We start from the raw sequence: 22511 nt of genomic DNA, 5'->3' as shown, positions 1-22511 counted from the left end.
GCTTAGGGCGCCTGAGCATTTGCCATTAATGAGGCCCTCGCCATGACCGCTCCCACCTCGATTCGCCGACTCAACGCTGCCGACCCGGATTTCGCACATCATCTGGATCATCTGCTGAGCTGGGAGAGTGTGTCCGACGACTCGGTCAATCAGCGTGTGCTCGACATTATCAAAGCCGTACGCGAGCGTGGTGATGCCGCACTGGTGGAGTTCACCCAGAAGTTCGACGGCCTGCAAGTCGCCTCGATGGCCGACCTGATCCTGCCGCGCGAGCGCCTGGAGCTTGCCCTGACCCGAATCACCGTGCCCCAGCGCGAAGCCTTGGAAAAAGCTGCGTCCCGCGTGCGCAGCTATCACGAAAGACAGAAGCAGGATTCCTGGAGCTACACCGAAGCCGATGGCACGGTGCTTGGCCAGAAGGTCACGCCGCTGGACCGCGCCGGCCTGTATGTGCCGGGTGGCAAGGCCTCCTATCCGTCTTCGGTGTTGATGAACGCGATTCCGGCCAAGGTGGCTGGCGTGACCGAAGTGGTCATGGTCGTCCCGACCCCGCGCGGGGAAATCAACGAACTGGTGTTGGCGGCCGCCTGCATCGCCGGCGTCGACCGAGTGTTCACCATCGGCGGTGCGCAGGCCGTGGCTGCGTTGGCCTATGGCACCGAAAGCGTGCCGCGGGTCGACAAGGTGGTCGGGCCGGGCAATATCTATGTCGCCACCGCCAAGCGCCACGTATTTGGCCAGGTCGGCATCGACATGATCGCCGGCCCTTCGGAGATCCTCGTGGTCTGCGACGGCCAGACCGACCCGGACTGGATCGCCATGGACCTGTTCTCACAGGCCGAGCACGACGAAGATGCCCAGGCCATCCTGGTCAGTCCGGATGCCGGGTTCCTCGACAAGGTCGCTGCCAGTATCGTTAAGCTGCTGCCGACCATGGACCGCGCCGAGATCATCAACACCTCGATCAATGGCCGTGGAGCGCTGATCAAGGTCGAAGACATGGAGCAGGCCATCGAGGTCGCCAACCGCATCGCGCCGGAACACCTGGAGTTGTCGGTGGCCGACCCGCAAGCCTGGCTGCCGAAGATTCGCCATGCCGGTGCGATCTTCATGGGCCGTCACACGTCCGAGGCATTGGGTGATTATTGCGCGGGCCCCAACCACGTGCTGCCGACCTCCGGCACCGCGCGTTTCTCGTCGCCGCTGGGCGTTTACGATTTCCAGAAACGTTCGTCGATCATCTTCTGCTCCGAGCAGGGCGCGTCCGAACTGGGCAAGACCGCTTCGGTGCTGGCCCGCGGCGAATCGCTGAGCGCCCACGCCCGTAGCGCCGAGTACCGCATTCTTGACGAGCCATCCATTGAAGGGCAGGGGAACTGAAATGAGTAAATTCTGGAGCCCGTTCGTCAAGAACCTGGTGCCCTACGTGCCGGGTGAACAGCCGAAGCTGACCCGGCTGGTCAAGCTCAACACCAACGAAAATCCCTACGGCCCATCGCCCAAGGCCTTGGCCGCGATGCAGACCGAGCTGAACGACAATCTGCGCCTGTATCCGGACCCCAACAGTGATTTGCTGAAAAGCGCCGTGGCCCGGTATTACGCAGTGCAGACCAACCAGGTGTTCCTGGGCAACGGTTCGGATGAAGTGCTGGCGCACATTTTCCACGGCTTGTTGCAGCACGATCAGCCGTTGTTGTTCCCGGACATCAGCTACAGCTTCTATCCGGTTTATTGCGGGCTGTACGGTATCCAGTTCGATGCGGTGCCGCTGGATGAGCAATTCCGGATCGACCCGGCCGACTACGCCAAGCCTAATGGCGGGATCATTTTCCCCAACCCGAATGCGCCGACCGGCTGCCTGCTGGCGCTGGAAGCGGTCGAGCAGATCCTCAAGGCCAGCCCGGATTCGGTGGTGGTGGTCGACGAGGCCTATATCGATTTCGGCGGCGAGACGGCCATCAGTCTGCTGGATCGTTATCCGAACCTGCTGGTGACACAAACCCTGTCCAAGTCACGCTCGCTGGCGGGGCTGCGCGTGGGCCTGGCGGTGGGCCATCCGGACTTGATCGAAGCGTTGGAGCGGATCAAGAACAGCTTCAACTCCTACCCGCTGGATCGCCTGGCGAATGTCGGCGGCGCGGCAGCGTTCGATGATCGCGAGTATTTTGACCAGACCTGCCGGTCGGTCATCGAGCACCGCGAATGGGTAGTTGGGCAGCTTGAAGCCAAGGGTTTTGAAGTACTGCCGTCGGCGGCCAACTTCATCTTCGCCCGTCACCCCCGACATGACGCGGCGGGGCTGGCGGCGAAACTGCGCGAGCAGGGCGTGATCGTGCGGCATTTCAAGCAGGCGCGCATCGCCCAGTTCCTGCGGATCAGCATCGGCACACCGGAGCAGAACCAGGCACTGATCGAGGCTATGGGCGAGCTCTAACCTTCAACACGGCCCTGTGGGAGCGAGCCTGCTCGCGAAGGCGTCGGCTCAGCTCCCGCAGTTTTCGAGCCTCACTCGTGATGCGGCTCACCCAGGAATGTCAGCGAAGTAAACACCCCGCGCGTCGCCACGTCCTTGTTGTCCTTGAGCGGGATTTCCATGCTTGCGGCGATCACGTTCAAACCTTCATTGCGCACCAGCACCTTGGCCCGGCCTTCGGCGTCGGTTTCAGTGCTCACGGTGTTCGGTGCGCTGCGGTAGTCGCCGACCAGCTTCACGCCGGCCGCCGGTTTGCCATCGAGCAGCACCCGCACCGGCAACGATTGGCCGGGGCCGACGGTCAGCGGGTCGACTTCCGGCAGGATCACGAACTTGATCGGTTCGAGCTTCGGCAGCTTGGCGCCCGGCTCGTAGATCGCCAGGCTGTATTTAAAAGTCTGGGTTGATTCAATCGCCCCAGGCACTTTGCTGCGGCCTTCGTTGATCCATTTCTTGTCGGCGGTCTGCGACCACATGCCGTTGTCCAGGGCGACCGCTAGCACGGCCGGCGGCTTGAGCGGCTGCAGGCGCGCGTGGTCCGACAAACGCTCCACCGTGACCGGGATCATCTTGCCGCCGAGGTCGTAGGCCCAGGCACCACTGATTTTCTGCGCCTTGAAGGCGTTGTCTTCGGCGCCGTGGCCGTAGATCACCTCGATATTGCCGCGGCGTTGTTCGGTCCACAGGCCATGGGCCGAGGCGTCGATAGCCAGGAGCATACCGAGCAGGGCAAAGGTCTTGGGGTATTTCATGCTGATTTTCCTTTTTATAGATCGAGGGTGAGGCTGACAGTGAAGTTGCGCGGATCGCCGGGGGTGACCCAGTAATTGCTGTAGGAGCGTTCGTAGTATTTTTCGTCGAGGACGTTGTTCAGGTTCAGGCCGACGGTCACGTTGTCACTGGCCTTGTAATGGGCCAGCAGATCCACGGTGTGGTAGGCCGGCAGTTCGAAGTCCTTGCCGGCCTCGCCCGAGCGATCACCGACATAAGTGAATGCCGCGCCAACGTCCGAGCCGCGCAGGTGGCCGTTCTGGAATTGGTAGACCCCCAGCAGGCTGCCGCTGCGCTTGGCGACGCCGAGGATCCGGCTGCCCTCGGGAATCTGCTCGTCGCCCTTGGTCACTTCGGCATCGATGTAGGCGAAGGCGCCAATTACCCGCACGGCGTCGGTCACCTGGCCGGTGACCTGGAGGTCGATGCCCTGGCTGCGGGCCTTGCCCACGGCGCGGCTGAAGTCGGTTCCGGCGACTTGGGTCAGGACGTTTTCCTTCTCTATATGAAAAGCCGCCAAGGTGGTGCTCAGGCGATCGTCGAACAGCTCACTCTTGATTCCGAGTTCATAACCGACACCTTCCTCCGGGTCGAAGGTCTTGCCACTGGCATCCAGGCCGTTATTGGGCTTGAACGAAGTGGAGGCGTTGGCGAACAGCCCGACTTCAGGCGTCAATTGATACAGCAGCCCCGCGCGTTGCGTCAGGGCGTCATGGCGCTGGCGACTGGTGACGTCGTTGACATGGTTGTCGATGCTTTGCTCGAAGTGCTCGTAACGCGCGCCAAGCAGGCCGCGCAGTTTGTCGGTGAAGACAATTTGGTCTTGCAGGTTCAGGGCCCTGCTTTCGACATGCTCGAAGAAGTCCGTGCCGGAGCGCGTACCGTTGGGTTTCGGCTGGCCGTAGATCGGGTTGTAAATGTCGATGGGATAAGCGCTGCCAGCAATGGTCGTCACGCGCTCGTTCTTGCGGTAGTCCTCGTATTCCGTGCCGATCAGCAGTTCATGTTGCCAGGGGCCGAGGTCGAACTGGCCGCGCAGTTCCAACTGGGTGATGCTGTCGTGCCAATCGTTGTCGCGCTCGCGGTAGCGACGGTTCACGGTGTGGCCGTCGGCGTTCAGGGCGCGCGCCTCTGAGGCGAAGCCCCAGAGTTCACCCTGCTTGTAATGGCTGGCCAGACGCAGTTGCCAGGTATCGTTGAGCTGATGCTCAAGGGCGGCCTGGAGCATGTTGTTGTGATTATCGATGTCGCCGTCGTTGGGTTCGCCGAGGAAAGTCGAGCGTGAGACGCCACCCCAGCGATTATTCGGAGCGACGATGCCGCGATCGAACGTCGAGCTGTGGCGCACGACTTCGCTTTCCACCAGCAGTCGAGTGTCCGGGCTCAGTTGCCAACTGATGGACGGGGCCACGAAGACGCGCTTGCTGTCGACGTGATCACGGAAGCTGTGGTTGTCCTCCACCGCCAGGTTTACTCGCGAAAGCAGGTTGCCTTCGGCGTCCAGTGGCGTATTGACGTCCATCGCGGTGCGATAGCGGTCCCAGCTGCCTGCGCTGGTCTGCAGTGTGGTGAAGGCTTCGGGTTGGGGTTTCTTGGTGACAATATTAACCGTCCCGCCAGGGTCTCCCCGACCATAAAGGCCGGCCGCCGGGCCCTTCAGAACTTCGATGCGTTCGATATTGGCGGCGTCCGGGGTGCTTGGGTAACCGCGGTTGGCGCTGAAGCCATCCTTGTAGAATTCCGACGTGGTGAAGCCGCGCACGCTGTATTCATAAAGCGTCAGGCCGCCGAAATTGTTCTGCTTCGATACGCCACCGGCATATTCCAGCGCCCGTTCGACGCTGGTGCTGCCCAGGTCCTTGAGCACGCTGGCAGGAATCACGCTGATGGATTGGGGTACGTCACGCAGGGCGGTGTCGGTTTTGGTCGCGCTGGCGGAGCGGGTGGCGCGATAACCTGAAACGGGGCCGGTAGGGGATTCGTACTCGGACGTGACGTTGATGGCGTCCAGTTCCAGGGGCTGGCTTTCTTCGGCGAAGGCGGGATCACCGAGCAGGCCCAGGGCGAGGCTGGCAGCGGAAATCCGTTTGAAGGATGACATGTTATGTTGTTCCAATTTTTAGTATTGAAACAATATAACACTACTAATGAGAATTTATGCTATTTCTGGCTCCTGCGATTCGCGGATAGTTTTTGTGGCGAGGGAGCTTGCTCCCACTGGGTCGGTCCGACGCTTCGGGCGAAGCGGCCCCAGCAGGATCGGATGCGGTCGGTCTGATAGTTTTGAGGTGACAGGTTTTAGGGCCGCTGCGCGACCCAGCGGGAGCAAGCTCCCTCGCCACGGGGGGATGCAGTTTTACTCTTCTTCCTTGAGCACCACGGGTGCCGGCGGTGGACGCAGGCCGATTTCGGCGGTGAGCTTGAGCTCCTTGCCGTTGCGCATCACCTGGATGGTGACCTTGTCGGTGGGCTTGATCCGCGCCACCTGGTTCATCGAGCGGCGGCCGTCGCCGGCCGGTTCGCCATCGATGCTGAGGATCACGTCGCCCAATTGCAGGCCGGCTTTCTGGGCCGGACCGTCGCGGAAAATCCCCGCCACGACGATGCCGGGGCGCCCGGACAAGCCAAAGGACTCCGCCAGTTCCTGGGTCAGCGGCTGGACTTCAATGCCCAGCCAGCCGCGAATCACCTGGCCGTGCTCGATGATCGACTTCATCACCTCCATGGCCAGCTTCACCGGAATGGCAAAGCCAATGCCCTGGCTGCCACCGGACTTGGAGAAGATCGCCGTATTGATCCCGGTGAGATTGCCATTGGCATCCACCAGCGCACCGCCGGAGTTGCCGGGGTTGATCGCGGCGTCGGTCTGGATGAAATCCTCGTAGTTGTTCAGGCCCAACTGGTTGCGACCGGTGGCGCTGATGATGCCCATGGTCACGGTCTGGCCGACGCCGAACGGGTTGCCGATCGCCAGGGCCACGTCGCCGATACGGATGCTGTCGGAGCGGCCGATGGTGATTGCCGGCAGGTTTTTCAAATCGATTTTCAGCACGGCCAGATCGGTTTCCGGGTCGCTGCCGATCACCCGCGCCAGGGTTTCACGACCGTCCTTGAGTGCCACCACGATCTGGTCGGCACCACTGGTGACGTGGTTGTTGGTCAGGATGTAGCCTTCCGGGCTCATGATGACGCCCGAGCCCAGGCTTGATTCCATGCGCTTCTGCTTGGGGGAATTGTCACCAAAGAAGCGTCGGAATTGCGGGTCCTCGAACAGCGGGTGACCGGACTTGTTGACGACCTTGGTGGTGTACAGGTTGACCACCGCCGGCGCGGCGAGGGTCACCGCATCCGCATAGGACACGGGGCCCTGCTGCGGAGCCTTGGCCTGCGGTGCCTGTTGCAGATTGACGTCGAGGCTTGGCAAGCCGACCCATTCCGGGTAGCGCTGGATAATCAGTAGTGCGACAAGTACGCCGGCCAACAGCGGCCAGCCGGAAAAACGCAGCGCCTTGAGCATTAAGCACGTCCTACAAAGGTTGCAGGCGGAATGGGACCGCCCATAATGTCGCGCATTATACGAGGCCGCGCACGCCTCTGAACGGGATATTTAGGAGTCTTTTTATGGCCGTAGCCCTGAGCACCCTGGTTGAAGAAGCGGACCGGTACCTGGCAAGCAGCCGGGTCGCCGATTACTGCCCCAATGGCTTGCAGGTCGAGGGCGCGCCGCAGGTGATGCGCATCGTCAGCGGCGTGACCGCCAGCCAGGCACTGCTCGACGCCGCCGTGGAGGCCAGCGCCGACCTGGTGCTGGTGCATCATGGTTATTTCTGGAAGGGTGAGAACCCGTGCATCACCGGCATGAAGCAGCGGCGCCTGAAAACGCTGCTCAAGCACGAAATCAGTCTCCTGGCTTACCACTTGCCGCTGGATCTGCACCCCGAGGTAGGCAATAACGTGCAACTGGCCCGGCAGCTGGACATCACCGTCGAGGGGCCGCTGGATCCGGAGAACCCGAAAATCGTCGGCCTGGTCGGCTCCTTGTCCGAGCCGATGACGCCCCGGGATTTCGCCCGCAAGGTCCAGGAAGTGATGGGGCGCGAGCCGTTGTTGATCGAAGGCGAGCAGATGATCCGCCGGGTGGGCTGGTGCACCGGCGGCGGCCAGGGCTACATTGATCAGGCGGTACTCGCCGGGGTTGACCTGTATCTCAGCGGCGAAGCGTCGGAGCAGACCTTCCACAGCGCCCGGGAGAACGGCATCAGCTTCATCGCCGCCGGGCATCATGCGACCGAGCGCTACGGCGTCCAGGCGCTGGGTGACTATCTGGCGCGACGCTTCGCGCTGGAGCACATCTTCATCGATTGCCCGAATCCTATCTGACTGTTTATATCCCTGTGGGGAGTTGTAGCCCCTGTGGGAGCGAGCTTGCTCGCGATAGCGGCGGATCAGTCGACATTAATGTAGCTGACACTCCGTCATCGCGAGCAAGCTCGCTCCCACAGAAAAGCATGTGCGGGGCCCGAACCACTGGGCATATCCATATGCTGTTTCGATCTAGTTGGCGCCCTGATTAGAAGAGGTCGCTGTGCTAGGATTCCCCGCTCGAACACGGCCCGCTGGCCGTTCATAAGAAAGCTTTCGTGAGTAGCCATGGTCGACAAACTGACGCATCTGAAACAGCTGGAGGCGGAAAGCATCCACATCATCCGCGAGGTGGCCGCCGAGTTCGATAACCCGGTGATGCTGTACTCCATCGGTAAAGACTCCGCCGTGATGCTGCACCTGGCACGCAAGGCGTTTTTCCCCGGCAAGCTGCCGTTTCCGGTGATGCACGTCGACACCCGCTGGAAATTCCAGGAGATGTACAAGTTCCGCGACAAGATGGTCGAAGAACTGGGCCTGGACCTGATCACCCACATCAACCCGGACGGCGTCGCGCAGAACATCAACCCGTTCACCCACGGTAGCGCCAAGCACACCGACATCATGAAGACCGAGGGCCTGAAGCAGGCGCTCGACAAGCATGGTTTCGACGCTGCATTCGGCGGCGCCCGTCGCGATGAAGAGAAGTCCCGCGCCAAGGAGCGCGTCTACTCGTTCCGCGACAGCAAGCACCGCTGGGACCCGAAGAACCAGCGCCCCGAGCTGTGGAACGTCTATAACGGCAAGGTCAACAAGGGCGAGTCGATCCGCGTCTTCCCGCTGTCGAACTGGACCGAGCTGGACATCTGGCAGTACATCTACCTCGAAGGCATCCCGATCGTGCCGTTGTACTTTGCCGCCGAGCGTGAAGTGATCGAGAAGAACGGCACGCTGATCATGATCGACGACGAGCGCATCCTCGAGCACCTGTCCGACGAAGACAAGGCGCGCATCGTCAAGAAGAAAGTGCGTTTCCGTACCCTTGGCTGCTACCCGTTGACGGGCGCGGTGGAGTCCGAGGCCGAAAGCCTGACGGACATCATTCAGGAAATGCTCCTGACGCGAACTTCCGAGCGCCAGGGCCGGGTCATCGACCACGATGGCGCAGGCTCGATGGAAGACAAGAAACGTCAGGGTTATTTCTAAGGGGTTGTCATGTCGCACGCATCTGATTTGATCAGCGAGGACATCCTCGCCTACCTGGGCCAGCACGAACGTAAAGAGCTGCTGCGCTTTTTGACCTGCGGTAACGTCGACGACGGCAAGAGCACCCTGATCGGGCGCCTGCTGCACGACTCGAAGATGATCTACGAAGATCATCTGGAAGCGATCACTCGCGATTCGAAGAAAGTCGGCACCACCGGTGACGACATCGACCTGGCGTTGCTGGTCGACGGCCTGCAGGCCGAGCGCGAGCAAGGCATCACCATTGATGTCGCCTACCGCTATTTCTCCACCGCCAAGCGCAAATTCATCATCGCCGACACGCCCGGCCATGAGCAGTACACCCGCAACATGGCCACCGGTGCCTCCACCTGTGACCTGGCGATCATCCTGGTGGACGCCCGCTACGGCGTGCAGACCCAGACCCGTCGCCACAGCTTCATCGCCTCGTTGCTGGGCATCAAGCACATCGTCGTGGCCATCAACAAGATGGACCTCAAGGACTTCGACCAGGGCGTATTCGAGTCGATCAAGGCCGACTACCTGAAGTTCGCCGAAGGCTTGAAGATGAAGCCCACCAGCATGCACTTCGTGCCGATGTCGGCGCTCAAGGGCGACAACGTGGTGAACAGGTCCGAGCGTTCGCCGTGGTACACCGGCCAGTCGCTGATGGAAATTCTCGAGACCGTGGAAGTGGCGGGCGACCGCAACTTCACCGACCTGCGTTTCCCGGTGCAGTACGTCAACCGTCCGAACCTGAACTTCCGCGGTTTCGCCGGCACCCTCGCCAGCGGCATCGTGCACAAGGGCGACGAAGTGGTAGTGCTGCCGTCGGGCAAGAGCAGCCGCGTGAAATCCATCGTCACCTTCGAGGGCGAGCTGGAACACGCCGGCCCAGGCCAGGCTGTGACGTTGACCATGGAAGACGAGATCGATATCTCCCGTGGCGACCTGCTGGTACACGCCGACAACGTTCCGCCGGTGACCGACAGCTTCGAAGCGATGCTGGTGTGGATGGCCGAAGAGCCGATGCTGCCGGGCAAGAAGTACGACATCAAGCGCGCCACCAGTTACGTGCCCGGCTCGATTGCCAGCATCGTCAACAAGGTCGATGTGAACACCCTTGAAGAAGGCCCGGCCAGCGCGTTGCAGCTCAACGAAATCGGCAAGGTGAAGATCGCCCTGGATGCGCCGATCGCCCTGGACGGTTACGAGAGCAACCGCACCACGGGCGCCTTCATCATCATCGACCGCCTGACCAACGGCACCGTCGGCGCCGGCATGATCGTCGCCCAGCCGCTGGCCCACGGCAGCAGCACGCACCATGGCAAACTGGCCCATGTGTCGGTGGAAGAACGCACCCAGCGCTTCGGCCAGCAGCCGGCCACCGTGCTGTTCAGCGGCCTGTCGGGCGCGGGCAAGAGCACGCTGGCCTATGCGGTAGAACGCAAGCTGTTCGACATGGGCCGCGCGGTGTTCGTACTCGATGGTCAGAATCTGCGCCACGACCTGAATAAAGGCTTGCCGCAGGACCGTGCCGGGCGCACCGAGAACTGGCGTCGTGCGGCTCACGTCGCCCGTCAGTTCAACGAAGCGGGCCTGTTGACCCTGGCCGCGTTCGTTGCACCGAGTGCCGAAGGGCGCGAGCAGGCCAAGGACCTGATCGGCCGCGAGCGCCTGCTGACAGTCTACGTCCAGGCCTCGCCGACGGTGTGCGCCCAGCGTGATCCGCAAGGGCTGTACGCCGCCGCCGGCGACAACATCCCGGGCGAGTCCTTCCCGTATGACGTGCCGCTGGATGCTGATCTTGTGATCGACACCCAGTCGCTGACCCTGGAAGAGAGCGTCAAGCAGGTGCTGGATCTGCTGCGCAAGCGTGGGGCGATCTAAGGATCAGCGCTGTAAATGAAAAGCCCGCAGATGAGTGATCATCCGCGGGCTTTTTTGTTGTCTGGAAAATTGCTATCGCGAGCAAGCTCGCTCCCACAGTAGATTCGTGGCGCTCACACATACCCTGTGGGAGCGAGCTTGCTCGCGATGAGGCTTGTACAGTCACCTCAAGACTTGGCGGGATGCTCGCGATGCATCTGCTCAAGCAACGCATCCTTGTCCTGCCACAACTGGTTGATCCAGCCCTGGAATTCCAGGCGATACTCCCCATCCTGGTCGTAGCTTTTGCCGATGAACTGCGGTGGGATCTTCAGCTCCTGGAAATGCACCACCACCTCGCCAACGTTGCCGCAGAGCAAATCCCAATAGCCCGGACGACCGCCCGGATAATGGATCGTCACGTTGATGATCGACTCCAGTTGCTCGCCCATCGCATCAAGCACAAACGCGATGCCGCCGGCCTTGGGCTTGAGCAGGTAGCGAAACGGTGATTGTTGCTGGGCATGCTTACCCTCGGTGAAGCGCGTGCCTTCGACGAAATTGAAGATGCCCACGGGGTTGTTGCGAAATTTCGCGCAGGTCTTGCGGGTGGTTTCCAGGTCCTTGCCTTTCTTCTCCGGATGCTTTTCCAGGTACGTCTTGGAGTAACGCTTCATGAACGGAAACCCCAGCGCCCACCAGGCCAGGCCGATCACCGGCACCCAGATCAGCTCCTGCTTGAGAAAGAACTTCAATGGGCGGATGCGTCGGTTCAGCACGTATTGCAGCACCATGATGTCGACCCAGCTCTGGTGGTTGCTGGTGATCAGGTACGAGTGCTGGTAGTCCAGGCCTTCCAGGCCGCTGAGGTGCCAGCGGGTAGGGCGTACCAGGTTCATCGAGGCCTTGTTGTTACTGATCCAGGCTTCATGGATGTGGCTCATCAGCCAGTCGGTGAAACGCTGGGCGGCGGGGAAGGGCAACAACAGCTTGAAGATCGCCACGACGAACAGCGGCGTACAGCAGGCGATGGTGTTCAGCGCCAACAGCAGCGAGGCAATGACGCCGCGCACGGGGGCAGGCAGGAAATCCAGCATTTAAATGTCCAGAGGTCGGTTGGCGGCTTGGATCGCTGTCAGGGCGATGGTGTACACGATGTCATCGACCTGGGCGCCGCGCGGCAGGTCGTTCACCGGTTTGCGCAGGCCTTGCAGCATCGGCCCGAGGCTGACGCAGTCGGCGCTGCGCTGCACGGCCTTGTGGGTGGTGTTGCCGGTGTTCAAATCCGGGAAAATGAACACCGTGGCGCGGCCGGCTACCTGGCTGTTGGGCGCCAATTGCCGGGCCACGGCCTCGTTGGCGGCGGCGTCGTATTGCAACGGCCCGTCGATCAGCAAGCCATGTTGTGCCTCGTGGGCCAGCAGGGTGGCTTCGCGGACCTTCTCCACTTCTTCACCGCTGGCCGATTCGCCGCTGGAATAGCTGAGCATCGCCACCCGTGGCGTGATGCCGAACGCTGCGGCTGAATCGGCGCTTTGCAGAGCGATTTCGGCCAGCTCCGCTGCACTGGGGTGCGGGTTCATCACGCAGTCGCCGTAGACCAGCACTTCCTCGGGAAACAGCATGAAAAATACCGAGGACACCAGCGAACAGCCGGGTGCGGTCTTGATCAGTTGCAACGCCGGGCGAATGGTATTGGCGGTGGAGTGGATGACCCCCGAGACAAGCCCGTCGACTTCATCCAGCGCCAGCATCATGGTGCCGATCACCACGGTGTCTTCCAGTTGCTGCTCGGCCATCGGTGCGTTCAGACTCTTGCTTTTGCGCAGCCGCACCATGGGTTCCACGTAGCGCTCGCGGATCGTATCCGGGTCAAGTATCTCCAACCCTGGCGGCAATTCGATGCCTTGGGCGCGGGCCACCGCTTCAACGTCGGCCGGCTTGGCCAGCAACACGCAACGGGCGATGCCCCGAGCCTGGCAAATCGCAGCCGCCTGCACGGTCAGCGGTTCGCTGCCTTCGGGCAAGACGATACGCTTGTTGGCCGCTTGGGCGCGCTGGATCAGTTGGTAGCGGAACACCGCCGGCGACAGGCGCATTTCCCGTGGCGTGCCGCAGCGTTGGTGCAGCCAGTTGGCGTCGAGGTGACTGGCAACAAAATCGGTGATGATCTCCGCGCGTTCGCGGTCATCGATGGGGATTTCCTTGTTCAGGCTGTTGAGCAGGTTGGCGGTGTCGTAGGAGCCGGTGCTCACCGACAGCACCGGCAACCCCGCCTGCAAGGCGCCTCGGCACAAGTCCATGATGCGCGGGTCGGGCAGGGTGTCGCTGGTCAGCAGCAGGCCGGCCAGCGGCACGCCGTTGATCGCGGCCAGGCTCACGGCCAGGATGATGTCATCGCGATCGCCCGGGGTGACCACCAGTACGCCGGGCTTGAGCAGCTCCACCGTGTTGCGCATGGTGCGGGCGCAGATGATGATGTTGCTCATGCGCCGGGTTTCGTAGTCGCCGGCGTTGAGCACCTGCGCGCCCATCAGGTCGGCCACGTCGCGGGTGCGCGGGGCGTTGAGTTCGGGGCGAAAAGGGATGCAGCCGAGCAGGCGGAAGTCGCCGCTGCGCAGCAGGGGCGAGTGCTCCTTGAGCCGTGCTGAAAACGCTTCCATGCTTTCGTCGGTGCGCACCTTGTTGAGTATCACGCCGAGGACCTTCGGATCTTTCGGCCCGCCGAACAGTTGCGCCTGCAACTCGACACGACCGGACAGTTCGGTCAGCACTTCGTTTTCCGGCGCCGAGACCAGGATCACCTCGGCGTCCAGACTCTTGGCCAGGTGCAGATTGACCCGGGCGGCGTAGCTGGCGCTGCGGGTCGGGACCATGCCCTCGACAACCAGCACGTCCTTGCCGATCGCGGCCTGTTGATACAGGGTGATGATTTCTTCCAGCAACTCATCGAGCTGGCCATCGCCGAGCATGCGCTCCACATGGGCCAGGCCCAGTGGTTGCGGCGGCTTGAGGCCGTGGGTACGGGCCACCAGCTCGGTGGAGCGTTCCGGGCCGGTATCGCCAGGGTGGGGCTGGGCGATGGGTTTGAAAAAGCCGACTTTCAGCCCGGCCCGTTCGAGGGTACGCACCAGCCCGAGGCTGATGGAGGTCAGACCCACACCAAAGTCGGTGGGCGCGATAAAAAAAGTTTGCATGCGGATTCTCTAGAGGGCCATGGCAAGGCTGCAGCCTATGACTGGCTGTCTACCGTCAATTCAGTCGCCAAGGTTAGCGCTAACCGGGCCTTGAGCGCACCAGCCGCAATCAAAGGGCTGGCCTATTTTTTCAGTACGTTGCGCCGGGTCCAGCACCCAGGCCCGGGATTGCCACGGTGGCTGGTGGCGCAGGTGCTGGGTGTGGCCGCAGGACAGCTCGGCCACCCAGTGCCCGTCCTCATCCTGATGGAAACCGGTGACCGTTGGTCTGTTCGAGCTAGCCCGTTTGTCCGGGTTCCGTTCGCTTTCGGGCAAATCCTTGTTTAGACTTGTCCGTTCTTCATTCTTATGCAAAAGGTCTCGCCCCATGCTGATCGCCGCCAATAAGGCTGTCTCCATCGACTATACCCTGACCAACGACGCTGGTGAGGTCATCGACAGCTCCGCCGGCGGCGCTCCGCTGGTCTACCTGCATGGCGCAGGCAACATCATCCCGGGCCTGGAAAAAGCCCTGGAAGGCAAAACCACCGGTGACGAGCTGAAAGTGGCCGTTGAGCCGGAAGACGCTTATGGCGAATATTCCGCCGAGCTGGTCAGCACCCTGAGCCGCAGCATGTTCGAAGGCGTGGATGAGCTGGAAGTGGGCATGCAGTTCCACGCTTCGGCGCCTGATGGCCAGATGCAGATCGTCACTATCCGTGACCTCGACGGCGACGACGTGACTGTCGACGGCAACCACCCGTTGGCCGGTCAGCGCTTGAACTTCCAGGTCAAGATCGTCGACATCCGTGATGCCAGCCAGGAAGAAATCGCCCATGGCCACGTCCATGGTGAAGGCGGCCATCAGCACTGATTTCTGCGCTACGCTCAAGTTGACTGGAGAGGCGCCCTATGGCGCCTTTTTAGTCGCTTGCTGTTAGCATCGCCCATGGCTGTTTCGAAAAGATCCGCAAACCCTGGAGTTCGTCATGAGTGCTTTCCACGACCTTAAACTGCAAGCCCTGGATGGTCAGGAGCTTCCCCTCGCGCCATTCAAGGGCCAAGTCGTGCTGGTGGTCAACGTCGCCTCCAAATGTGGCCTGACGCCTCAGTACGCGGCGCTGGAAAATCTTTATCAGCAATACAAGGACCAGGGGTTCAGCGTGCTGGGCCTGCCCTGTAATCAGTTCGCCGGCCAGGAGCCGGGAACCGAGCAGGAGATCCAGGAATTCTGCAGCCTCAATTACGGCGTGACGTTCCCGCTGTCGAGCAAACTGGAAGTGAACGGCCACGACCGTCACCAGCTGTACCGTCTGTTGGCGGGTGAAGGTGCCGAGTTTCCCGGGGACATCACCTGGAACTTCGAAAAATTCCTGCTCGGCAAGGACGGTCGGGTGTTGGCGCGTTTCTCGCCGCGCACGCCGCCGGATGATCCTTCGGTCATCCAGGCAATTGAAAAAGCGCTGGCTTGAAGCTCAGCTTGTGATTGCTCCGTGGCGAGGGAGCTTGCTCCCGCTCGGTTGCGTAGCGACCGCCAGAAGCCAGGGCCGCTTCGCAGCCCAGCGGGAGCAAGCTCCCTCGCCACGGGATGCTTGAGCCCTACCTCAGCGCGGCCTTTTGATCCTTAATCACTCCAATCAATAGTGCTTCCCAGCGCTGTGCATGCCCCATATTATCGTCGTCATATCCGATCTGTGACCTCGTTTTCATGGAGTGCCCCATGCCTGTAAAAGCCCTGTTCAAACCCTTTCATCTCGGCGCGCTGGAACTGCCGACCCGGGTCGTGATGGCGCCGATGACGCGCTCCTTTTCGCCTGGCGGAGTGCCGAACTCCAAGGTGATCGAGTATTACCGTCGTCGCGCGGCGGCCGGGGTCGGCCTGATCATCACCGAGGGCACCACGGTCGGCCATCAGGCGTCCAATGGCTATCCGAACGTACCGCACTTCTATGGCGACGCCGCGCTGGCCGGCTGGAAAAAAGTGGTCGATGCCGTGCACGCCGAAGGCGGCAAGATTGTTCCGCAACTGTGGCATGTGGGCAACGTGCGGCGCCTCGGCACCGAGCCGGATGGCGCCGTGCCGGGCTACGGCCCGACTGAAAAACTCAAGGACGGCCAGGTCGTGGTCCATGGCATGACCCAGACGGACATCGACGAGGTCATTGCGGCATTCGCCCAAGCGGCAAAAGACGCCCAGAGCATCGGCATGGACGGGGTGGAAATCCACGGTGCCCACGGCTACCTGGTGGACCAGTTTTTCTGGGAAGGCATTAACCAGCGCACCGACGGTTATGGCGGCAGTCTGGCCAACCGTTCGCGCTTCGCGATCGAGCTGATTCGCGCGGTGCGTGCTGCGGTAGGTGAGGGCTTCCCGATCATTTTCCGTTTTTCCCAATGGAAACAGCAGGACTACACCGCGCGCCTGGTGCAGACGCCCGAAGCGCTGGGAGAATTTCTCAAGCCCCTGGCGGATGCCGGCGTGGATATCTTCCACTGTTCTACGCGTCGCTTCTGGGAGCCGGAATTCGAAGGCTCCGACCTGAACCTGGCCGGCTGGACCCGCAAGCTCACGGGCAAGCCCACCATTACCGTCGGCAGCGTCGGCCTTGATGGTGAGTTCCTGCAATTTATGGTGAACACCGACAAGGTTGCGCAACCGGCCAGCCTGGAAAATCTGCTCGAGCGCCTGAATAAGGAGGAGTTCGATCTGGTGGCGGTGGGGCGCGCGCTGCTGGTGGATCCGGACTGGGCGCAAAAAGTGCGTGAAGGGCGCGAACAGGAGATCCTGCCGTTCAGCCGCGAGGCGTTGATGACGTTGGTCTGAGTGGCGCCTGCCTTCGCGAGCAGGCTCGCTCCCACATCCGATCTGGTTTGGCCGAGATCCGAGGTGGGAGCGAGCCTGCTCGCGAAGGCGATATCAACATCACCGAAGCTCAACGCACCGTCGGCGCCGCAGGCAGCACCTGCTCACCCACACAAACCCCGCGTAACTGCGCCTCGAACTGCTCGATCACCGATGCCCAGCCCTGGCGACTGGCATGCTGGCGCGCATTGAGCCGCACACAACGCAAGGCCTCGCGCTCTTCCAGCAGCCAGCGGGCCGCGTCGCAAAAGGCTTCTTCATCCCCTGGCATCGCCAGCACACCGTTGTAGCCGTGACGGATGTGCTGCGCCGCCGCAGCCTGATCGTAGGCCACCACGCCCAGCCCCGAGGCAAGTGCTTCGAGCACGACGTTGCCGAAGGTTTCGGTCAGGCTCGGAAAGACAAACACATCCCCGGACGCATAATGCGCAGCCAGCGCTTCGCCACGCTGTGCGCCGCAAAAGATCGCCTCGGGCAATAGCTGTTCGAGGGCGGGCCGCTGCGGGCCGTCACCGATTATCACCAGTCTGATTCGCCGTGCCGGGAAGGCGCTGCTCAGCATGTCGAAACTGCGCTTGAGCAGCCCGAGGTTTTTCTCCGGCGCCAGGCGTCCGACGTGGATGACGGCAATATCCTCCTCGCCCAGGCCCCATGTTTCACGAAGGTCTATGGAGCGTTTGGCTGGATGGAACAATTGGCTGTCCACGCCGCGGGACAGCAACGCCACGCGTTCGAAATGCCGGCGTTCCAGTTCCAGGCGCTGGCTGAGGCTGGGCACCAGCGTCAGGCTGGAGCGGTTGTGGAACCAACGCAGGTAATGGGTCAGCCCGCGGCTTAGCAAGCCGAGGCCATATTGCTGGGTGTACTGCTGGAAATTGGTATGGAAGCCGCTGACCACCGAAATCCCCAGGCGCCGCGCTGCTCGTAGCGCGGACAAGCCCAGCGGGCCTTCCGTGGCGATATACAGCACGTCCGGGCGATGACGTTTCCAGCGCCTGAGCAACTTGTGCATCGACGCCTGCCCCCATTGCAGCCCCGGATACCCTGGCAAAGGCCAGCCCCGGCATAGCAGTAACTGCTCGTCACTGGCCAGGCCGTGGTCCCCGGCCTGGCGGGGGCGGATCAGTTCCACCCGGTGCCCGCGGGCACGCAAGCCGTCGTAGAGACGACCCAGGGTGTTGGCTACGCCATTGATTTCCGGCGCAAAGGTTTCGGTGACGAGGGTAACGTGCAAGAGTGTGGTCATGACCCCAGTGTCGACCGGGGCCATTTCGTCATTGTGACGCCAGGATGATGGATTTGTGACGGCTCAGCCCTGACGGGCCAAAGCGGTCTCGGCACCTTGTTCGCGCACCCAGAACAGCGTCGCCCCGGCCACCGCCGCCGGCATCATCAAAATGTTCACGAAGGGGATCAACAGCACCAGGTAGACGCTGCCGCCAAAACCCAGGCTCTGCCAGCGTTTTTCCCGCAGCCAGGCGAGCATTTCGTTCCAGCCCAGCTTATGGTTGTCCGCCGGGTAGTCGATGTACTGGATCGCCATCATCCAGATGCCGAACAGCAGCCACAGCGGTGCGGCGACGATATTGATCACCGGGATGAATGACAGCACGAACAACCCCAGGGCCCGGGGCAGAAAATAGCCGAGCTTGCGCGCCTCCCGGGCCAGGGTACGCGGGATCATCGCAACCAGCTCGCCCCAACTGAACGCGGGGAAATCATCGGTGCCGCGAACCACTACCTCGACTTTCTCGGCGAGAAAGCCATTGAAGGGCGCCGCAATGATATTGGCGAGCATGGTGAAGCTGAAAAACACCATCAGTACGACAAGGACGACGAACAATGGCCAGAGCACGTAACTGAGAAAGCTCAGCCAATCCGGCAACGACGGCATCAGCGTGTCGACCCACAGGCTGAATTGATGACCAGCGAGGTAGATCAGTCCAACGAATAACACCAGATTGATCGCCAGCGGCAACAAGACAAACAGGCGCAGGCTTGGGCTCAGGACCAGTTTGAGTCCTTCTCGCAAATATTGCGGGCCGGACAGGACAGGGGCGGCGGGCATAGGTGGCTCCGAGGGTAGGTGGACGCGCCGACCTTACCGGCTTTGCCCGACGCGCGAAAGCCACGACACTGTGTGTAACAAAGGTTTAGCGCAGGATCGCACCTATCGGAAGCGCTGCCGCGGATAGAGCTCACCTATGAGCTGGATTGTTAAACCATATTTCCTTAATCTTCGCTCCCTCGATACGCTGCACCCATTCTTTTACAGGACTGTCGAAACCAAGCCTTCCCCAAGTGCGTCAACGGTCCTTTTTTATTCGCGCCGCTCACCCGGCGTTCCGGCCCGCAAGGTCCGGTCAACAGGAGCAGGTCATGTCTGAAGTCCGTCATTCGCGAGTGATTATCCTTGGTTCCGGCCCTGCCGGTTACAGCGCTGCGGTTTATGCGGCCCGTGCCAACCTAAAGCCGCTGCTGATCACCGGCATGCAGGCCGGCGGTCAGTTGACCACCACCACTGAAGTCGACAACTGGCCGGGTGATGTCCATGGCCTGACCGGTCCGGCCTTGATGGAACGCATGAAGGAACACGCCGAGCGCTTCGAGACCGAGATCGTTTTCGACCACATCAACGCCGTGGATTTCGCCGCCAAGCCCTACACCCTGACCGGCGACAGCGCGACCTACACCTGTGACGCCCTGATCATTGCCACCGGCGCCAGCGCCCGCTACCTGGGCCTGCCATCGGAAGAAGCTTTCATGGGCAAAGGCGTGTCCGCCTGCGCCACCTGCGATGGTTTCTTCTACCGCAACAAGCCGGTCGCCGTGGTCGGTGGCGGCAACACCGCTGTTGAAGAAGCGTTGTACCTGGCCAACATCGCCAGCACGGTCACGCTGATCCACCGTCGCGAAACCTTCCGCGCCGAGAAGATCCTGATCGACAAGCTCAACGCCCGCGTCGCCGAAGGCAAGATCATCCTCAAGCTCAACGCGACCCTGGACGAAGTGCTGGGCGACAACATGGGCGTGACCGGTGCCCGCCTGAAGAACAACGACGGCAGCTTTGACGAGATCAAGGTCGACGGCGTCTTCATCGCCATCGGCCACACGCCGAACACCTCGTTGTTCGAAGGCCAGCTGGAGCTCAAGGACGGTTACCTGGTGGTCAAGGGCGGTCGCGACGGCAACGCCACGGCCACCAGCGTCGAAGGTATCTTCGCGGCCGGCGACGTGGCCGACCACGTCTACCGCCAGGCGATCACCTCGGCCGGCGCCGGTTGCATGGCGGCCCTGGACACCGAGCGTTACCTGGATGGCTTGCAGAACGTTTCGTTCTGATCCATCGGGCAATAAAAAACCGGCTTCGGCCGGTTTTTTATCGGAGAGGATTCAACGCAACTACTGTGAATAACTTCTGTGGGAACGAGCCTGCTCGCGATGGCGTCAGACCAGCCAGAATCGATGCTGACTGTTATACCGCCATCGCGAGCAGGCTCGCTCCCAAAAGGTTTGGTGTTGGTCTGTTCAGCCCAGTTTTGTCAGGCACGCCTCGAGAATATCCAATCCCTCTTCCAGCACCGCCGGCTCGGTCGTCAACGGCGCCAGCAGCCGAATGATGTGCCGGGATTTGCCGCTGGGCATCAGCAGCAAGCCCGAATCCCGTGCCGCCGCCAACAATTGCGTCAGTTGCGCCGACGCCGGGGTGCCATCGGCGTGGGCCAGTTCGATGCCGCGCATGGCGCCGACGCCGGTCAACCGCCCCAGATAGGGGGACAGCCCGCGACGGCGCCAGGATTCGTAGCGGCTTACTATGGCCTCTTCCTGTCGCGCGCCCCAGGCCCGCAGGTTCGCGTCGGTCATCTCGTCCAGGGTCGCCAGCGCGGCGGCGCAGGCGATAGGGTTGCCCGAGTAGGTTCCGCCGAGGCCGCCCTTGGGCAGGTTGTCCATCAGGGCTTTGCGTCCCATCACCGCCCCCAGCGGGACACCGCCAGCGATGCTCTTGCCCAGCAGGATCAGGTCCGGTTCGATGCCCAGCCGCGAAAACGCAAAACGTTGGCCGGTACGGCCGAAACCGGACTGGATCTCATCGATGACCAACACGATGCCCTTGTCGTCACAAAACTGGCGCAGCGCCTGGGCGAAGGCTATGTCCATCGTCAGGAAACCGGCTTCGCCCTGCACCGGCTCGACGATGAAACAGGCTACGTCGTTTACGTCGATCTCGACGCTGAACAGCCGATCCATGGCTTTGAGGGCTTCGGCACAGGTCACGCCGTTGTCCTGGCTGGGATAGGGCAGGTGATAGACCGGTCCGGGCAGGACACCGACTTTCTGTTTGTAAGGCGCAACCTTGCCGTTGAGGTTGAGGGTGGCCAGGGTCCGGCCGTGGAAACCGCCATCAAATGCGATCATGGCGGTGCGCCCCGTGGCGCCGCGGACGATTTTCAAGGCGTTCTCCGCTGCCTCGGCGCCGCTGTTGGTAAGCATGCCGCTAAGCGGATAGTCCACCGGGATGAATCTTGCCAGGCGCTCCATCAATTCGAGATAAGGCCGGTGCGGCGCGGCATTGAACGCATAGTGAGTCAACCGGGTGGCTTGCTCGCGAATCGCCTCGACGACACGCGGATGACAGTGGCCGAGATTCAGCACGCCGATGCCGCCGACAAAATCAATGTAGCGCTTGCCATCCGTGTCCCAGACTTCGGCATTTTTTCCATGGTCGAGGCTGATGGGGTGAACGAAGGAAATCGATTGGCTGATGCTTTCGCGGCTCATGGATGACGGCTCGGAGAAAGAAATATTGCCTTTATCTAAGCCGCGGGGAGAGGTGCCCGGCAAACGAAATAAAGTTGCCGGGTCAATCATAAAAGTCGGGATGTGGTTAGTGCGAAGCGTGCCAGAACCGCTTTTGTGGCGAGGGAGCTTGCTCCCGCTGGACTGCGAAGCAGTCCCAAATCAGCAAGTGCGGTGTATCAGTTGCAGCGAGGCGGGGCCAGGGGGCTACTTCGTAGCCCAGCGGGAGCAAGCTCCCTCGCCACGAGAGCTGTTTTCCAGAGTCTTTGAATCAGCGCCGTTGCAGCGGCTGCGCCTCGAACTTCACGCCGGCGAGACCATGGACCATCAACGCGCGGATATTGCCGTGATCGCTGCCCTCGGGCGTGGCCAGCACCGAACGGTAATGCTCGCCAAACGCCAGGAGTGCTTCTTCATCGCTCAAGCCTTCAAGCAACGCCAGACCCAGGGTCTTGCACGAACCTTCGTTCTGCCCGGCGGCGTTCTCGACGCCACCGTTGTTGAAAGCCCGGGGCTGGTAGTCGTAGCCAGCGGCGACAAAGGCCAGGGTATCGGCGAAAACATGTTCGCCACTGTTGAGGCTGGCGCGGAAGGTGTTCAGGTCAGGCATCGGGAGTTCCTTTGGCAAACGCCGCTTGCTGTTCGGCGCTGGCTTCTTTCTGGTATTGAGCTTTCCATTCGGCATAGGGGATGCCGTAGACGACTTCGCGGGCATCGTCGAGGCTGACCTCGATCTGACGCTCATCGGCGGCAGCCTTGTACCACTTCGACAGGCAGTTGCGGCAGAAACCGGCGAGGTTCATCAGGTCGATGTTCTGCACATCCTTGCGGCTGTCCAGATGGGCAACCAGCCGGCGGAAGGCGGCGGCTTCGAGTTCGAGGCGTTGTTGATCGTTCATGAGGATCTCTGCGAGACAGCTTCAAGGGGCAAGCTTCAAGCTGCAAGTGGGTTTGCGATGTTCAGGCTCGAAGCTTA

20 protein-coding genes are annotated in these 22511 nt (G+C 61.6%); 9 read left to right on the top strand and 11 right to left on the bottom strand.

All coding sequences use genetic code 11. The features are described from left to right. Positions 1-42: 42 nt before the first annotated feature. Both hisD and hisC read left to right on the top strand, forming a co-directional pair. A complete protein-coding gene (hisD, locus tag J3P94_RS23205) occupies positions 43-1380 on the top strand; it encodes a histidinol dehydrogenase (RefSeq protein WP_434569794.1) in 1338 nt (445 codons plus the stop codon). A gap of 1 nt (position 1381) precedes the next feature. Then, the gene (hisC, locus tag J3P94_RS23200) at positions 1382-2434 is read left to right on the top strand and encodes a histidinol-phosphate transaminase (RefSeq protein ID WP_434569793.1); all 1053 of its coding nucleotides are present in this window, start codon (positions 1382-1384) and stop codon (positions 2432-2434) included. 71 nt (positions 2435-2505) lie between these two features. Here hisC and J3P94_RS23195 read toward each other — a convergent pair whose 3' ends face one another. The 3 genes from J3P94_RS23195 to algW all read right to left on the bottom strand — a co-directional run bounded on the left by J3P94_RS23195 (position 2506) and on the right by algW (position 6761). Next, complete coding sequence (locus J3P94_RS23195; protein ID WP_434569792.1) at positions 2506-3225, bottom strand: DUF4198 domain-containing protein; 720 nt, start codon at positions 3223-3225, stop codon at positions 2506-2508. Between the two features lie 14 nt (positions 3226-3239). Further along, on the bottom strand, positions 3240-5345 hold the full coding sequence (locus J3P94_RS23190) for a TonB-dependent siderophore receptor (protein ID WP_434569791.1): 2106 nt from the start codon (positions 5343-5345) through the stop codon (positions 3240-3242). A gap of 255 nt (positions 5346-5600) precedes the next feature. Then, positions 5601-6761 carry a Do family serine endopeptidase AlgW gene (gene algW / locus J3P94_RS23185; RefSeq protein WP_305496771.1) on the bottom strand — a complete coding sequence of 387 codons (1161 nt, stop codon included), beginning with the start codon at positions 6759-6761 and terminating at the stop codon, positions 5601-5603. A 104-nt stretch (positions 6762-6865) separates the two neighbouring features. Between algW and J3P94_RS23180 the strand changes: the two genes are divergently transcribed. From J3P94_RS23180 to cysN, 3 genes are all read left to right on the top strand, one after another. Further along, positions 6866-7624 (top strand): Nif3-like dinuclear metal center hexameric protein, encoded by a 759-nt coding sequence (locus J3P94_RS23180; protein ID WP_434569790.1) that lies wholly within the window; start codon positions 6866-6868, stop codon positions 7622-7624. A gap of 270 nt (positions 7625-7894) precedes the next feature. Continuing rightward, positions 7895-8812, top strand: a complete 918-nt coding sequence (cysD, locus tag J3P94_RS23175) for a sulfate adenylyltransferase subunit CysD (protein ID WP_007912374.1) — start codon at positions 7895-7897, stop codon at positions 8810-8812. A 9-nt stretch (positions 8813-8821) separates the two neighbouring features. Next, positions 8822-10720 carry a sulfate adenylyltransferase subunit CysN gene (gene cysN, locus J3P94_RS23170; protein WP_434569789.1) on the top strand — a complete coding sequence of 633 codons (1899 nt, stop codon included), beginning with the start codon at positions 8822-8824 and terminating at the stop codon, positions 10718-10720. Positions 10721-10887: 167 nt separating this feature from the next. Here cysN and J3P94_RS23165 read toward each other — a convergent pair whose 3' ends face one another. The 3 genes from J3P94_RS23165 to J3P94_RS23155 are packed head-to-tail and all read right to left on the bottom strand — an operon-like array spanning position 10888 to position 14295. Beyond that, entirely contained in the window at positions 10888-11796 is a 909-nt protein-coding gene (locus J3P94_RS23165) for an acyltransferase (RefSeq protein ID WP_434569788.1), read from the bottom strand. Beyond that, positions 11797-13896, bottom strand: coding sequence for a phosphate acetyltransferase (pta, locus tag J3P94_RS23160; protein ID WP_305496764.1), 2100 nt, complete (start codon positions 13894-13896; stop codon positions 11797-11799). It lies immediately after the preceding gene. Positions 13897-13956: 60 nt separating this feature from the next. Further along, positions 13957-14295, bottom strand: coding sequence for a DUF3565 domain-containing protein (locus J3P94_RS23155; protein WP_434569787.1), 339 nt, complete (start codon positions 14293-14295; stop codon positions 13957-13959). On the opposite strand from J3P94_RS23155, the gene J3P94_RS23150 reads away from it, so the two are divergent. From J3P94_RS23150 to J3P94_RS23140, 3 genes are all read left to right on the top strand, one after another. Beyond that, a complete protein-coding gene (locus tag J3P94_RS23150; RefSeq protein ID WP_305496761.1) occupies positions 14264-14749 on the top strand; it encodes an FKBP-type peptidyl-prolyl cis-trans isomerase in 486 nt (161 codons plus the stop codon). The genes J3P94_RS23155 and J3P94_RS23150 overlap by 32 nt on opposite strands. 115 nt (positions 14750-14864) lie before the next feature. Beyond that, positions 14865-15347 (top strand): glutathione peroxidase, encoded by a 483-nt coding sequence (locus J3P94_RS23145; RefSeq protein ID WP_434569786.1) that lies wholly within the window; start codon positions 14865-14867, stop codon positions 15345-15347. A gap of 248 nt (positions 15348-15595) precedes the next feature. Continuing rightward, positions 15596-16699 (top strand): NADH:flavin oxidoreductase, encoded by a 1104-nt coding sequence (locus J3P94_RS23140; protein WP_434569785.1) that lies wholly within the window; start codon positions 15596-15598, stop codon positions 16697-16699. 109 nt (positions 16700-16808) lie between these two features. Here J3P94_RS23140 and J3P94_RS23135 read toward each other — a convergent pair whose 3' ends face one another. Both J3P94_RS23135 and cysZ read right to left on the bottom strand, forming a co-directional pair. Beyond that, positions 16809-18008, bottom strand: a complete 1200-nt coding sequence (locus tag J3P94_RS23135) for a glycosyltransferase family 4 protein (protein WP_434569784.1) — start codon at positions 18006-18008, stop codon at positions 16809-16811. A 39-nt stretch (positions 18009-18047) separates the two neighbouring features. Continuing rightward, positions 18048-18806 (bottom strand): sulfate transporter CysZ, encoded by a 759-nt coding sequence (cysZ, locus tag J3P94_RS23130; RefSeq protein ID WP_434569783.1) that lies wholly within the window; start codon positions 18804-18806, stop codon positions 18048-18050. 311 nt (positions 18807-19117) lie between these two features. Here cysZ and trxB point away from each other — a divergent pair, with 311 nt between their 5' ends. Beyond that, complete coding sequence (gene trxB / locus J3P94_RS23125) at positions 19118-20080, top strand: thioredoxin-disulfide reductase (protein ID WP_212799028.1); 963 nt, start codon at positions 19118-19120, stop codon at positions 20078-20080. Between the two features lie 186 nt (positions 20081-20266). Here the strand turns inward: trxB and J3P94_RS23120 are convergent, their stop codons facing one another. The 3 genes from J3P94_RS23120 to J3P94_RS23110 all read right to left on the bottom strand — a co-directional run bounded on the left by J3P94_RS23120 (position 20267) and on the right by J3P94_RS23110 (position 22434). Then, positions 20267-21517 (bottom strand): 2-aminoadipate transaminase, encoded by a 1251-nt coding sequence (locus J3P94_RS23120; protein ID WP_434569782.1) that lies wholly within the window; start codon positions 21515-21517, stop codon positions 20267-20269. Between the two features lie 289 nt (positions 21518-21806). After that, complete coding sequence (locus J3P94_RS23115) at positions 21807-22145, bottom strand: HopJ type III effector protein (RefSeq protein ID WP_434569781.1); 339 nt, start codon at positions 22143-22145, stop codon at positions 21807-21809. Next, a complete protein-coding gene (locus J3P94_RS23110; protein WP_434569780.1) occupies positions 22138-22434 on the bottom strand; it encodes a DUF1244 domain-containing protein in 297 nt (98 codons plus the stop codon). The genes J3P94_RS23115 and J3P94_RS23110 overlap by 8 nt, the downstream gene beginning before the upstream one ends. Positions 22435-22511: the final 77 nt, after the last annotated feature.

It is taken from the genome of Pseudomonas sp. Z3-8, assembly GCF_051131975.1.
Lineage (GTDB): Bacteria > Pseudomonadota > Gammaproteobacteria > Pseudomonadales > Pseudomonadaceae > Aquipseudomonas.
Note: the sequence above shows the minus strand (reverse complement) of the source record. Positions and strands in the feature narration are given on the sequence as shown.